Origin of the sequence: Bradyrhizobium sp. BTAi1 (genome assembly GCF_000015165.1) — a bacterium.
GTDB classification, from domain to species: Bacteria; Pseudomonadota; Alphaproteobacteria; order Rhizobiales; family Xanthobacteraceae; genus Bradyrhizobium; species Bradyrhizobium denitrificans.
In genome coordinates this window covers 2,617,242-2,630,799 of record NC_009485.1, presented here as the reverse complement: position 1 = coordinate 2,630,799, position 13,558 = coordinate 2,617,242, and the positions used below count along the sequence as shown (strand labels likewise).

Annotated in this window: 11 protein-coding genes; 3 read left to right on the top strand and 8 right to left on the bottom strand. The window is 64.6% G+C overall.

Annotation, left to right across the window (positions count from 1 at the left end; genetic code table 11):
- Positions 1–4: 4 nt before the first annotated feature.
- From BBTA_RS11865 to BBTA_RS11840, 6 genes are all read right to left on the bottom strand, one after another.
- The gene (locus tag BBTA_RS11865) at positions 5–1,426 is read right to left on the bottom strand and encodes an LLM class flavin-dependent oxidoreductase (protein WP_041750574.1); all 1,422 of its coding nucleotides are present in this window, start codon (positions 1,424–1,426) and stop codon (positions 5–7) included.
- A 211-nt stretch (positions 1,427–1,637) separates the two neighbouring features.
- Positions 1,638–2,738, bottom strand: coding sequence for an ABC transporter ATP-binding protein (locus BBTA_RS11860; protein ID WP_012042727.1), 1,101 nt, complete (start codon positions 2,736–2,738; stop codon positions 1,638–1,640).
- Positions 2,739–2,750: 12 nt separating this feature from the next.
- Complete coding sequence (locus BBTA_RS11855) at positions 2,751–3,647, bottom strand: carbohydrate ABC transporter permease (protein WP_012042726.1); 897 nt, start codon at positions 3,645–3,647, stop codon at positions 2,751–2,753.
- Positions 3,644–4,564 carry a carbohydrate ABC transporter permease gene (locus BBTA_RS11850; protein ID WP_012042725.1) on the bottom strand — a complete coding sequence of 307 codons (921 nt, stop codon included), beginning with the start codon at positions 4,562–4,564 and terminating at the stop codon, positions 3,644–3,646. Before BBTA_RS11850 ends, BBTA_RS11855 begins: the two co-directional genes overlap by 4 nt.
- 3 nt (positions 4,565–4,567) lie before the next feature.
- Positions 4,568–5,881: an extracellular solute-binding protein gene (locus BBTA_RS11845; RefSeq protein WP_012042724.1), complete on the bottom strand. Its 1,314-nt coding sequence runs from the start codon at positions 5,879–5,881 to the stop codon at positions 4,568–4,570.
- Between the two features lie 442 nt (positions 5,882–6,323).
- Complete coding sequence (locus tag BBTA_RS11840; protein WP_012042723.1) at positions 6,324–7,382, bottom strand: LLM class flavin-dependent oxidoreductase; 1,059 nt, start codon at positions 7,380–7,382, stop codon at positions 6,324–6,326.
- A gap of 334 nt (positions 7,383–7,716) precedes the next feature.
- Between BBTA_RS11840 and tauA the strand changes: the two genes are divergently transcribed.
- The 3 genes from tauA (at position 7,717) to BBTA_RS11825 (ending at position 10,412) form a co-directional block, all read left to right on the top strand.
- A complete protein-coding gene (tauA, locus tag BBTA_RS11835; protein ID WP_012042722.1) occupies positions 7,717–8,709 on the top strand; it encodes a taurine ABC transporter substrate-binding protein in 993 nt (330 codons plus the stop codon).
- Positions 8,710–8,772: 63 nt separating this feature from the next.
- Complete coding sequence (gene tauB, locus BBTA_RS11830) at positions 8,773–9,567, top strand: taurine ABC transporter ATP-binding subunit (RefSeq protein ID WP_012042721.1); 795 nt, start codon at positions 8,773–8,775, stop codon at positions 9,565–9,567.
- The gene (locus BBTA_RS11825; protein WP_012042720.1) at positions 9,564–10,412 is read left to right on the top strand and encodes an ABC transporter permease subunit; all 849 of its coding nucleotides are present in this window, start codon (positions 9,564–9,566) and stop codon (positions 10,410–10,412) included. The genes tauB and BBTA_RS11825 overlap by 4 nt, the downstream gene beginning before the upstream one ends.
- A 3-nt stretch (positions 10,413–10,415) precedes the next feature.
- Here BBTA_RS11825 and BBTA_RS11820 read toward each other — a convergent pair whose 3' ends face one another.
- On the bottom strand, positions 10,416–11,792 hold the full coding sequence (locus tag BBTA_RS11820) for an LLM class flavin-dependent oxidoreductase (protein ID WP_012042719.1): 1,377 nt from the start codon (positions 11,790–11,792) through the stop codon (positions 10,416–10,418).
- Positions 11,789–13,537 (bottom strand): ABC transporter ATP-binding protein, encoded by a 1,749-nt coding sequence (locus tag BBTA_RS11815; protein ID WP_012042718.1) that lies wholly within the window; start codon positions 13,535–13,537, stop codon positions 11,789–11,791. The genes BBTA_RS11820 and BBTA_RS11815 overlap by 4 nt, the downstream gene beginning before the upstream one ends.
- Positions 13,538–13,558 lie beyond the last annotated feature (21 nt).

Below are 13,558 nucleotides of genomic sequence, written 5' to 3'. Positions count from 1 at the left end.
CGTGTCACGCCTCGACCGACTGCCGGGCTGGCGCTTCAGCAGCGTGGTGCTCACGCCGCTTGACGGCCTCGATGTCCCGGTACGCCGCCGCCGGATGACTGGACGGCAGATAGGGTCCGTCCCCGAACAGCTTCTCGCGCAAGGTCCCGGGACGATAGGACGTCGGATAGACCCCGCGCTTCTGCAACTCCGGTACGAGCAGATTGACCACGTCCTCGAAGGACTCGGGCGTCACGGCATAAGCGAGATTGAATCCGTCGACATCGGTCTCCTCGACCCACTCCTGCAGGATGTCGGCGATGGTGGCGGGAGAGCCGACGAACACCGGGCCAAGACCACCGACGCCACCCCAGCGGGCGAGTTCCTCGATCGTCCACGACTTGCTGCCGCCGGCCAGATGATCGACCACCGACACGATGGCATTGGTCTCGACCTTCTTCACCAGGTCGGTCGGGGCATACTGGCCGAAATCAATTCCGCTCCAGCCCGACATGAACACCAACGCGCCATCATAGGAGGCATACTGCTGATATTCGCGGAACTTGGCCTGCGCCTTGTCGTCGGTCTCGTCGACGATGACAGTCACGAGATTATAGGTCAGGATCTTGCGCGCATCGCGCCCGGCTTCGGCCGCCTGGCGCCGCACGTCCGCAATGTAGGCCTTGAGTACCGATTTGATCGGCGCCGCCACGAAGACGCATTCCGCATGCTGGGCCGCGAAGGTCTTGCCTGCGCCGGACGCGCCGGCCTGATACAGCAGCGGCGTGCGCTGGGGCGACGGCTCGCAGAGGTGAAAGCCGGGGACGTCGAAATACTTTCCCTTGTGTCCGATCTCATGAACCTTGGAAGGATCCGTGAAAATACGCCGATCGGCGTCGCGCAGGACCGCCCCCTCCTCCCAGCTGCCCTCGAACAGCTTGTAGAGCACCTCGACATATTCGGTCGCAACTTCATAGCGATTGTCGTGCCGGCGCAATCCGCCCTGTCCGACGTTCTTCGCGCCGCTCTCCAGGTAGGACGTCACGATGTTCCAGCCGACACGCCCCTTGGTGTGATGGTCCGCGGTCGAAAGCCGGCGCGCGAAAGTGTAGGGATGCTCGAACGAGGTCGACGCCGTGATGCCGATGCCGAGATGCTCGGTCGCGAGCGCAATGGGCGCCGCCAGCTGCAGGGGATCGTTGACCGGAATCTGGGCTGCTTGCTCCAGCGCATGAAACAGCGATTGCTTATAGACATCGTAGTAGCCGATCACATCGGCGATGAAGATGCCGTCGAAGATGCCGCGCTCCAGCGTGCGGCCGAGATCCTGCCAGTAGTCGAGATCCTTGTATTTGTAGGAGCGGTCTCGCGGATGCGCCCACAGGCCCGGCGATTGATGCCCGACACAATTCATGTCGAACGCGTTGAACCTGATCTGACGCACCATTGCTCTGCTCCCGTATCCTGGACCGCAGACAATCGGTGTCTGTTCCGTCCGGCGAAACATCAGGTCACATCGTACTTTTTAAGTCTATTATCTTTGTCGATTATTTTCAGTCGCTCCCTTCTCGTCTCAGGTCGCTTTGAATGAGGATTTCTCTTTGCTCAGTTCAAACATTGTCGACGCGAAACGACATGCGAGCGGGTCAAGCAATCCGTCACGACGCATTCACACGCGTGTCATGGCGCGGTCCGATCCGCTCATTGGAACGGGCGTCGAACAAATGAAGACGGGCGGGATCGAAGCCGATCCGAACCTGAGTGCCGATGTCCGGGAGGCGCCGGCCGAAATGTCGCAGACACAGGCGGGTCCCGCCTGCCTCGACATAAATCTCGGCCTCCGAGCCGAGATTTTCGACATGGCGCACGGTCGCGTCAAGACGATGCGCCGCGGGAACGCTGTCGATGTCCAGCGTCAGGTGCTCTGGCCTGAGCCCGACCACGATGTCATCAGGCCCGTCGACGTCGCCTTCGGGCAGCCCGATCACGGCGCCGCCTGCCGTATGGATGGCGTCAGCCCGACGGGTCCCCGGAATGAAATTCATCGCAGGCGAGCCGATGAATCCCGCAACGAAGCGGTTGGCGGGAAAATCATAGAGGTCGAGCGGCGTCGCGACCTGAACGATGCGGCCGGCACTCATGACCGCGATCCGGTCGGCCAGCGTGATGGCTTCGACCTGGTCGTGGGTGGTGTAGATCATGGTCATGCCGAGCCGCTTCTGCAGCGTCCGGATTTCGAGCCGGGTCGAGACCCGCAATTGCGCATCGAGATTGGACAACGGCTCGTCCAGCAGAAACGCGCGAGGCTCGCGGACCATGGCGCGTCCCAGCGCCACGCGCTGGCGCTGGCCACCGGACAAGGCTCGTGGATACCGATCGAGCAGCGGCTCCAGTTCGAGCGCCTGCGCGGCCACGGCGATGCGCCGGTCGCGCTCGCTGCGCGGCAGCCCATGCTGCTTCAATCCAAACGCCAGATTGTCCCGGACCTTCATATGCGGGTAGAGCGCGTAGGACTGAAACACCATGGCAATGTTGCGCGCCTGCGGCGGCAACGTATCCACGGGCTCGCCGTCGAAAGCGACGCTGCCGGACGAAATCGGCTCGAGACCAGCGATCACACGCAACAGGGTCGACTTGCCGCAGCCGGACGGTCCGACCAGCGCGAGAAATTCCCCCTCTGCAATCGACAGATTGATATCGCTGAGAACCTGCCGACCCGCGAAGTCCTTGTTGAGGCCTGTGAGCTCGATCCGCGCCATCCTGATCGTCCTCTATTTTACGCTGCCAGCCGTCAATCCGCCGATCAGCCGGTCCTGGAACAGCAAGGCGATCACATAGATCGGCGCGATGCCGACCAGGGATGCCACGGCCATCTGGCCGAAATTGACGAAGCGGTCTCCCTGGAACAGGGAGATCGCCACGGTGAGTCCGCGAACGGAATCGTCCTGTGCAAACAGCGAAGCGAACAGAAACTCGTTGTAGGCCAGGATGAGGCAGATCAGACCCGTGGCGACGAGGCCGGGCGCGAGCAAGGGCAAGTCGATCACCAGAAACGTCTTGAAGAAGCCCGCCCCATCGATCCACGCGGCCTCATCGAGCGCGCTCGGAATCTTCCTGAGAAAGCCCAGCAGGAGCCAATAGGCGACCGGCACGTTCATGATGCCATAGAGCAGGATCATGCCCGGAAAGCTGTTCAAGAGACCAAGCCAGCGCATCAGAAAGAACAGCGGGAGCAATGCGACGACCGGCGGCGCGACATAGCTCGACAACGCCAGCGATCCAAGGAAGGCGCCATGCCGAAGCCGGACCGCAGCATAGGTCGCTGGCGCGGCCACGATCAGGGTGACGACGGCCGACAGGCTGGCGATGACGACCGAATGCCAGACATAGTCGGTCAGATGAATGACCTGAAACGCCTTCCACCAGTTTTCGAGCGTTGGCTTGTCGGTCAAGAAACGGCCGAGAAGCACCTCGTCGCGTGTCTTGAAGGTGAGGCTGACAAGGAAGGCGATCGGCAACAGCAGGAAGGCCGCGTAGAGTGCGATCAGCAGCGCCGAGATCATTCGACCGAGACCGAGCCAAGACGCGGCGCGGTGCGTACGCTCGGTTGCCACCACCTGCCCTTTTTCAGAAACGACCTTGCCATCGAGCCCGATATCGATCGTCATGCCGCATGGTCCTCGGTACGCCGCTCCAGCCAGAGCAGCGGCGTGAGCAGCACTGAAACGAAGACCGCGAACACCACCGTCTGCGCCGCAGCCCTGCCGACATCGAACTCGCGCAGGCCGGTGCGCCAGATCGTAAAGCCCGACATGTCCGTTGCATTGCCGGGGCCGCCGAAGGTCAGGATGTAGACGAGATCGAAGATCTTGAAGGCCATGATCAGACGCAAGACGAAGATCGCGAACAGGAGATGCGCCGTCAGCGGCAGCTGGATCTTCCAGAACACGGCAGCGGGGGGCGCGCCGTCCAGCCAGGCCGCTTCGACGACATCATCGGGCACCTGGCGGAGAGCGGCATAGGCAAGCAGCGCGACGAAAGGTGTCCATTGCCAGACATCCGCGACCATGATCGACATCAGTGCCCACGGCGTGGTGCCGAGAAACGACACCGGCTCAGCGATCAACCCCAGCGACAGCAGCTCGCCATTGATCAGGCCGCCGCCCGGCGCGAGCAGCAGCTTCCAGGCCACGCCAACCAGAACCGGCGGCGTCATCAACGGCAGCAGCAGGACGGAGCGCAGCAGCCGGCCGCCTCGCCGCAACGACGTCAGCCGCACCGCGAGCGCCAGTCCGAGTGCAAGCTCGACCATGCTGACCACGACGGCAAATATCGTGGCGCGCAGCAGCGACGGCACGAATACGCGATCGCCGCCGCCAAGCAGCCAGTAATAGTTCGCCCAGCCGATCCACGACCTGAACGGCTGACCAAGCGTCGACTTCGTGAACGACAACGCGGCGACATAGATCGACGGGAAGACCGCAAACAGCACCAGGGCTGCAGCCAGCGGCAGCAGCATCAGCCACGCGGTCGCGCCGCGACTGACGGTCCCGGCGCGCCCCTTCAGGAAAAGCTTGTCGGTCATGCTTCAGGCAAGCAGATGTTCCCAGGCACGCTGCGCCGCCTCGAGCCCTGCCTTCGGCTTGACCTGCCCGGCCAGAATGAGAGCGAGCTGCTCGGTCAGCGCGTCCAGTAGCTTCGGCGTCTGCGCCACGTTCGGCCACGGCAAGGCGTTGCCGAACGCGGCCGACGCCGCGCGCTGCACCCTCGGCGCGAACGCCTTGTAGTCTGGGTTGTCCAGATTGGATCGACGGATGGGATCGATGCCGGAATTCGGCGTGGTCAGCAGCGTGGTCCCGACCTGGCTGGAGCTCGCCCAGCGCACGAATTCCCAGGCCAGCTCTTTCTTGGTCGAACCCGTCGAGATGGCCCAGCCGAAGCCGGCATCGAGAGCCGCGGTCGGCGTCTTGTTCTTGCCGCCGACCGGAAGCTGGCTCACGTCCCATTTGTCGACAATCTTCGAATTCTGCGGGTCTTGCGCGCGGACGCCAAGATCGGTCCAGAACTCCAGAAAGGCGACCTTGCCCGACAGGAAAGCGGGCAGCGCCTGATCGAACGCCGTTTCGGACGGCGTCGGCAGCGCATAGGGCGCCACCCGCACCAGTTCCTCCGCCGCGGCCACGGCCTCCTCCGACAGCAGATCCGGACGCCCGTCTTTCAGGAACCGCCCGCCAAACCCGGCGAGGCGATTGGCGAAGCTCGAGACGATGATCACCGGAACCTTGAAGCCGAGCAGCGCGGTGCCGTAGATGCCGTTGCCCTTCTCCTTTTCTGTGATCGTCTTCACCGCCTGATAATAGGCATCCCAGGTCGCTGGTGCCTCCAGGCCATGCCGCTTCAGAATCTCGGTGTTGTAGAACAACACGTGAGAATCACCATCATAAGGCAAACCGTAGCGGCGGCCGTTCACCAGCGTATAGGCATCATAGATCGAACCGATGAAATCGCCGGGATTGATCTTGTCCTTGTCGCGCTCGATCAGGTCGGTCACGTCGACGACGACCTTATCATCCACCAGCGCGCCGATGCTCGTATACCAGTAGTCATGCACGTCAAAGCGGTTGGCGCCAGACTGGACGTCGAGTGTCGCCTGGGCGTGAACCTGGTCGTACGGAATGACGGTGAAGTTGAGCGTGACGCCCGCCTGCTCCTGGAACAGCTTCTTCAGCACCTCGCCGGCAATCGCATGCGGCTGGATAATCGTCAGGTTCAGCGACTGACCTGCAAAGGCACCCGACCGCAGAAGCGGCGACAGCTGCAGGGCTCCGGCGCCGGCCACGGCCGCCGCGGCAGCAAGCAACGAGCGTCTGCTGATCCCAATAGTCTCGTTCGGTGTGGTCATCGTGACGATCCAAATAGACACAGAGAGATGCGATAAAATCAATTCTCTATCAGATCCGTCAACTAACTAGGCGCGACCGGGATGAAATAAGAACGACCGCCTGCAATTAGGACAGTCTCAAGGTCAGAATTTATCATAAGGGATCGACCCGCCGATGATTATTCTCATCGTGCCGGTCCCAAGCCCGCGTCGGGCCACGAGGTGTCAGCATCTGGGACCAGACACGAAAACGTCCGGTTGTAATGCCATTGCAGCCAAGCATGTTGCTACACGTTCCGAGAGTATTTTGGAATGGCTACGCGCGGTCCATGGTCGTCATCTCGGCGACCATCATTCCAGTCATGGTTGGACGCTCATTCTCCCGGACTCAGCGACCGTGGCGCGCTCATCGCCGTCATCGACGAGTGATCATCAGGGGCAAGCACGACATCGTCGCCCCGCCTCAGGCTGCCTTGGCCCGCAGACGGCGGACTCGCGGAATCACATTCTCCGCGAAGCTGCGCGTGTTCGCGTCCACTGGCTGGAACTGCAGCATGAATAGCTCGACGCCGATGTCATTGAAGGCGATAATTCGTCGGGCGACGCTGTCGTAGCTGCCGACGAGGCGCGCGGACGTGTCGCCATTGGTCCCGACCCGCGCTTCCTTGGCCGCGGTCTTGAACATCTGCGCTTCCGGATCGGCATTGGCGACGAGTCGGGCACGGGCCGGCTTGTCCTTCTCAGCGATGGCAAACAGGTCGGCGAGCTCAGCCTCGGCCTCCTGATCCGTTTCGCGAGCGATCGCGAACGCCGCCATCCCGAACCGGATCGGAGCGCCGCGCCGCGGTCGCCGTGCGACATCCTGGATCAAGGCGTTGATGTCCTCGAGCGGCTGTCCGTTCATGAAATAGACGTCCGCGGCATCGGCCGCCAGCGCGCGCGCGGGCTCGGACTCGCCGCCGAGATAGATGGTCGGGCGGCTGCGATAGTGGTCGACCGGCCGCAACTGATAGGATGAGACGCTGAAATGCCGGCCTTGGAAATCCACCCGGCGGCCCGCCATCAGGCCTTCGACGATCTCGATCCACTCGCGGCCATACGCGTAGCGCTCATCGTGCTCGGGAAAACCGATACCGGATCGTTCGAGCTCCGGACGATACCAAGCGTTGACGAGGTTGATGCCGAAACGGCCGCCGGAGATATTCTCGATCTGCAACGCCATCTTGGCGAGCACGACCGGCTGAAACAACAGAGGCTTGATGGCAGCAATCAGCTCGATCCTGTCGGTGACCGCGGCAAGAGCGGCTGCCCCCGTCCAGGTCTCCAGCAGATCCTGCTCGTCTCCGCTCGGATGGATGATGTGTTGCGCCAGAAGCGTGGAATCATATCCCAGCGCCTCGGCATCCAGGATCTGCCGACGCACGCGCTCCCAGGAGGCATCGGGCGGATCAAGCGGATGGTGGCGGGAGGCCCAGCTGCCATGCGTGAGACCCCAGACTCCGAATCGCAGCGGGGGCGCCATTCGCGCTCGCTCCTCACGCCCAATCGTCGATAACACCGGTCCGAACTCCGGCGCTGAACGAATCGACCGGCCGCGCCGCGGCTCATCTCGACGCAGCCGTAACGCTAATGCGTTTCGTCAATCAGATGCTTTCAAAGATGTCGACGTTGAGAGCATCGTTTTTCAGCCCTGCCGCGATTGAGAGACGGCAATGCTCAAATTCAACCAGGCACACCGGAGGTCGGAATTCGACGGACGATCATACTATCAAAATAGTGGATTAATATCGACGACGGTCCTAGGTTGCTGCGCGCAAGGATTGACTGTCGTCTCTGGAGTCCTGGAGGATCGCATCATGAGAATCTCTCACATCGTCGTCGCTGCGGCGGTGTTCGCTTCTGTCGTGCAGGCCAAGGCGGCCGATCCCATTCGGATCGCCTATCAGACGCCGCCGAGCCCCTCGCAAGTGGCCATCGTCGACGGCGCTTATGAGAAGGCGACCGGCGCCACGATCGAATGGCGGAAGTTCGAATCGGGAGCGAGCGTGATTGCCGCACTCGCCTCGGGTGCGGTCGATATCGGCTACGCCGGCTCGAGTCCGCTCGCCGCCGGCGTCACGCGCGGGCTTCCGATCAAGGCCTTCCTGATCGCGGACCTGATCGGCGACGCCGAGGCCCTGGTGGTGCGCAACGGTGCGGGGATCGCGGAGCCCAAGGATCTCGCCGGCAAGAAGGTGGCCGTGCCGTTCGTCTCGACCACGCATTACAGCCTGCTGTTCGCCTTGAAACATTGGAACATCGACCCGGCCAAGGTGAACATTCTCAACCTGCAGCCGCCGGAAATCGCCGCAGCCTTCGCGCGCGGCGACATCGATGCCACCTATGTCTGGGACCCGGCGCTGGCGAGCGCGAAGAAGACCGGCAAGGTCCTGATCACGTCCAGCGAGGTCGCCAAGCTGGGGGGACCGACCTTCGACGCCTGGATCGTCCGCAACGACTTCGCAGCCAAACATCCGGACGTTGTCAAGGCCTTCGCCCGGGTGACGCTCGACGCCTTCGCGCGCTATCGGCGCGATCCTTCGGCATTCGGTCCCGGGACCGCCGAGGCGAAGAAGATCGCGGACTTCACCGGCGCCAAGCCTGAGGAGGTTTCCGAGCAGATTGCAGGCAATTACTATCCACTCGCCGCCGAACAGGCTTCCGATACGCTGCTCGGCAAGGGGACGGTCGAGGCCATCAAGGCGACTGCTGCCTTCCTCAAGGAGCAGAAGAAGGTCGACGCCCTGCTGCCGAGCTATGACGCCACCGTGACGGTGGAGTTCGTCAAGGCCGTGGCCGCATCGAACTGAGCCTTCACGCATCGCGCCTCGGCGCCATTCGGCGCCGGGGCGCGAGCGAACGGGAACGCTGCCATGCCGCTGCTTTCGCTTGACGACATCGTCGTGCGATTTGGTCACGGGTCTGACGCCGTCACGGCGCTCGATCGCATCTCGCTCGACATCGATCCGGGCGAGTTTGTCGTCGCCCTGGGAACGTCGGGCTGTGGGAAGACGACGTTGCTCAACCTGATGGCGGGCTTTCTCACGCCGAGCCGAGGTCGCGCGACGTTCAAGGGAGCGCCCATCACTGGCCCAGGCGCCGAGCGTGGCGTCGTGTTCCAGCACGGCGCCTTGCTGCCGTGGCTGAACGTCATCGACAACGTCGCCTTCGGCCTGCGGCTAAAAGGCGTCGGCAAGGCGGAGCGGCGGCAGCGTGCTGCGGAGATCCTTCGGCTCGTCGGCCTCGAAGGCATGGAGGCGCGCCGGATCTGGGAGTTGTCCGGCGGCATGCGCCAGCGGGTCGGCGTGGCCCGGGCGCTTGCGGCCGATCCGCAGGTGCTGCTGATGGACGAGCCGCTGGGCGCTCTCGATGCACTCACGCGCGAGCAGATGCAGGAGCTGATCCTCGACGTCTGGTCGCGCACGGGCAAGAGCATCTTCTTCATCACCCACGGCATCGAGGAGGCGGTGTTCCTCGCCACCCGCCTGCTGGTGATGTCGCCGCGTCCGGGACGCGTGATCGCCTCGTTCGAGCTCGGCTTCAGCCGGCGCTATGCGGCGGGCGAAGCGTCCAGCGTGATCCGGCAGGATCCGGAGTTTTCCAGAACCCGCGAGCAGGTGAAGGCGCTGATCCTCGCGCGCCACGAGCCGATCGGAGACGCCGCGTGAGCGAGGCCGAATTTGCCGCCGACCCGCAGAGCAGCGCCGTGCCGGCAACGGCCACGGAAGATCGCAGCACCAGGGCACGCGGCCCTGCCCTGGCGCTCACCACGATTGCGACGGTGGCCGGGCTGTTTGCACTGTGGTGGCTGGTTGCAGCCGCGCAGATCGTCCCGCCGCTGTTCCTGCCATCGCCCCTCGCCGTTCTCGGCAAGCTCATATCGGTATCGGCCGACGGCTTCGAAGGCGCGACGCTGATTCAGCATACGCTGGCGAGCCTCGCCCGCATCGTGGCCGCGCTGCTCGCGGCGATTGTCGTCGGCACGCTCACGGGCCTCGCCATCGCGCTCAGCCCCAGGGCCCGCGGCATCATCGAGCCCTTGCTCGAATTCTACCGGCCGATCCCGCCGCTGGCCTACCTTCCCCTCGTCATCATCTGGTTCGGCATCGGCGAGTTCGCCAAGGTGCTCGTGATCTATCTCGGCATCCTGCCGTCGATCGTGATCGCGACCGTCGACGGCCTGCGCTCGGTGGCGCCGGACCGGGTCAACGCCGCCCGGTCACTGGGCGCCAGCCGGTGGCAGGTCATCGGTCTCGTCCTGCTGCCGCATGCGCTGCCGTCCATCCTGACCGGGATCCGCATCGGCCTCGGCACCGGCTGGGCGACGCTGGTCGCCGCCGAGCTGGTGGCGGCCACGCGCGGCCTCGGCTTCATGATCAAGGGCGCCTCGGACTTCCTGGTGACCGACGTGGTTGTGCTCGGCATCCTTGTGATCGCCGTCATCGCCTTCGCGCTCGAACTGGCGCTGCGCGTCGTGCAGCGTGTGCTGGTGCCATGGCAGGGACGGGACTGAGCGTCATTCCGCGGCAAAGCTGCGCGCGAAGGCGCCGCGCCAGCGCGCGCCGGGATGACGCTCGTCGAGCCGGTCGCGGCCGAACAGCTTGCGGCGCAGCGTCCCCGGCGCGTATTCACGCTTGGCGAGCCCACGCCTCTGCAATTCGGGCAGAAGATGCGCGTTGAACTCCTGATAGGAACCTGGGATGATCCAGTTGATCAGGTTGACGCCATCGATGCCGGCCTGCTGCCAGAGCGCGAGAGCATCGGCGATCTGCTCCGGCGTACCAACCAGCCGCGGGTGGCGCTTGGAGACCAGTTGGCCGAGATCGCCGACGGTCGGCTCGCGGTTCGGATCGCGCTTGCGCAGCCATTCGATATGGCTGCGCCCGCCATTTGTCTCGATATCCTTCAGCAGGGTTTCAGGCGGCAGCGGCCGGCCGTCATCCTGCGACACGCCGAGATTGGAATGGGCGAGAAAGCCGTCGACGCTGAGATAGGAATCGAGCTCCGCCTCCTTGCGCTTCGCCTCGGCCTCGGTGCTGCCGATGACGAAGGCAAAGCCCTGGAAGAACTTGATGTCGTCACGCCGCCGGCCGGCGCGCTCGGCCAGGTCGCGGGTCTCCGTGATCAGCTCTTTCGCGGTCTGAGGGTTGGGCGTCGAGATGAACTGCGCCTCGGCATTGCGCGCGGCAAAGGCCCGGCCCGCCGGCGACGAGCCGGCCTGGAACAGCAGCGGCGTGCGCTGTGGCGAGGGCGATGGCAGATGTGGCCCTTCGACGCGGTAGCGCTTGCCGACATGATTGATGCGATGGATGCGGCTGGCGTCGGAAAAGACGCCGCGGTACCGATCCTTGCGCAGGGCATCGTCTTCCCACGATCCCTCCCAGAGCTTGAAGGCGACCTCCAGATATTCCTCCGCCCAGACGTAGCGCTCATCATGAGCCGTCAGCCGGTCGAGGCCAAAATTGCGCGCCGCGTTCTCCATCGTCGAGGTCACGATGTTCCAGGCGACCCGGCCCTTGCTGATGTGATCGAGCGTGGAGGCGCGGCGAGCGAACTCGAACGGATGCGCCTGCAGCACCGAGCTGGTGAAGGCAAGGCCGAGATGCTCGGTGTTGACCGCGAGCGCCGACAGTAGCACCGACGGGTCGTTGCTCGGGATCTGCAGGCCCTCGCGGGCATTGACTGTGTAGTCGCCGCCCACCGGGCCATAGACGCCGACGACATCGGCGAAGAAGATGGCATCGAACAGCCCGGCCTCCAGCGTCCGGGCGAGTTCGATCCAGAAATTGACGTCCTCGAAATCGGCCTGCTGTGCGTCCGGGTGACGCCACAGCCCATGCTGGATATGCGAGACCGTGTTCATCACGAAGGCATTGAATGCAAGCGCGGTCATGCGACGGCTCCCGAAGCGCGAGGGGTTGGATGATCGCCCGCCGCACGATGCGCCAGGCGCGGCACCGCGGCGACGAGACGTTTGGTGTAGTCGACACGCGGCTTGAGGAAGATCTCGTCTGCCTCGCCGCTTTCCACGACGCGGCCGAGATTCATCACCAGGACGCGGTCGCTGATGTGATGCACGACGCCGAGATCGTGCGAGATGAAGAGATAGCTGACCCCGAGCTCGGCCTTGAGATCACCGAGCAGGTCGAGCACCTGGGCCTGGATCGAGACATCGAGCGCGGAGACCGGCTCGTCGCAGACGATCAGGCGCGGCCGCGGCGCCACCGCGCGCGCGATTGCCAGCCGCTGTCGCTGGCCGCCCGACAATTCGAGCGGACGCCGATGCGCGAGCGAGCCGGAAAAGCCGACCAGCGCGAACAGCTCCGCGATCCGCCCGCGCCGGTCGGGCTCATCATCGGGCAGCGCGTCGTCCAGGATGCGTCCGACGGTCCAGCGCGGATCGAAGGAGCTGAGCGGATCCTGATAGACGATCGAGATGTCGCGACGGCGGCGGCGCCGCGCGGCCTCAGGGAGCGTGCCCCAATCCTCGCCGAGCAGCGTCACCGATCCCACGTCGGGCGGCTCGAAGGCCATCACCAGCCGCGCCACCGTCGATTTGCCCGACCCGGACTCGCCGACGATGCCGAGCGTCTCGCCGCGGCGCAGCTCGAAGGAGACGCCGTCGACGGCCGTGTGCACGCTGCGATCGGGTCCGGCAAAGCGCTTCACCAAGCCATCGGCACGCAGCAGGATCTCCGGTGCCGCCGCAGCGTGCCGCGGATCGAGCGCAGCGCTGCTCGTGTCGAAGCGTGGCGCCGAGGATGGCGCGAGCCTGCTGCCGCGCGAATGCGCCGACGGGATCGCTGCGATCAGCCGGCGCGTATAGTCATGGCGGGGATCGGAGAAGATCTGCTCCGCGACGCCGCGCTCGACCACCTCGCCGTCGCGCATGACCAGCACCTCGTCGGCCATGCGGGACACGACGGCCAGGTCATGACTGATGAGGATCAGCGCCTTGCCACGCGCGCGAGTCTCCTCCAGCAGCGCCAGGACCTGCGCCTGAATGGTGACGTCGAGCGCGGTCGTCGGCTCATCGGCGATCAACAGACGCGGATCGAGCGCAAGCGCTGCGGCGATCAGGGCGCGCTGGCGCTGGCCGCCGGAGAGCTGCTGCGGCAGCTGGCGCGCCTTCAATTCGGGTTCCGGCACGCCGACCAGCCTGAGCAGATCGACGACGCGCTGCGCGCGCTCCTCCCGCGAGCGGGCGGCACCATGCAGCCGCAGGCCTTCGGCGATCTCCGCGCCGACCGGCCGCAGCGGATCGAGCGAGACCAATGCGTCCTGCAGCACGAAGCCGATCTCCTTGCCCCTGAAGGCGCGCCAGGCGCGGTGGCTCAGCCGGGTCAGATCGCGTCCGTCGAAGGCGAGACGGTCGGCGTGCAGCGTTGCACCGGTGCCCGGAAGTCCGACGAGGCTGCGCGCCGTCACGCTCTTGCCCGATCCGGATTCACCGACGATCGCGAGACAGCGTCCCTGGTGCAGCGAGAACGACACGCCCTTCACCGCCGCGACGTGATGCGCACCGCGGCCGAAGGAGACCTGGAGATTTGCAACGTCCAGCAGCCGCGGCGCCGCAGCATTGGCGCGCGCGTCGACAGCTCGTGCCGGCCGTGCGCCATGTTCAAGAGTGTCTGTCATCGCTCCCTCCGTCCGAGCGTG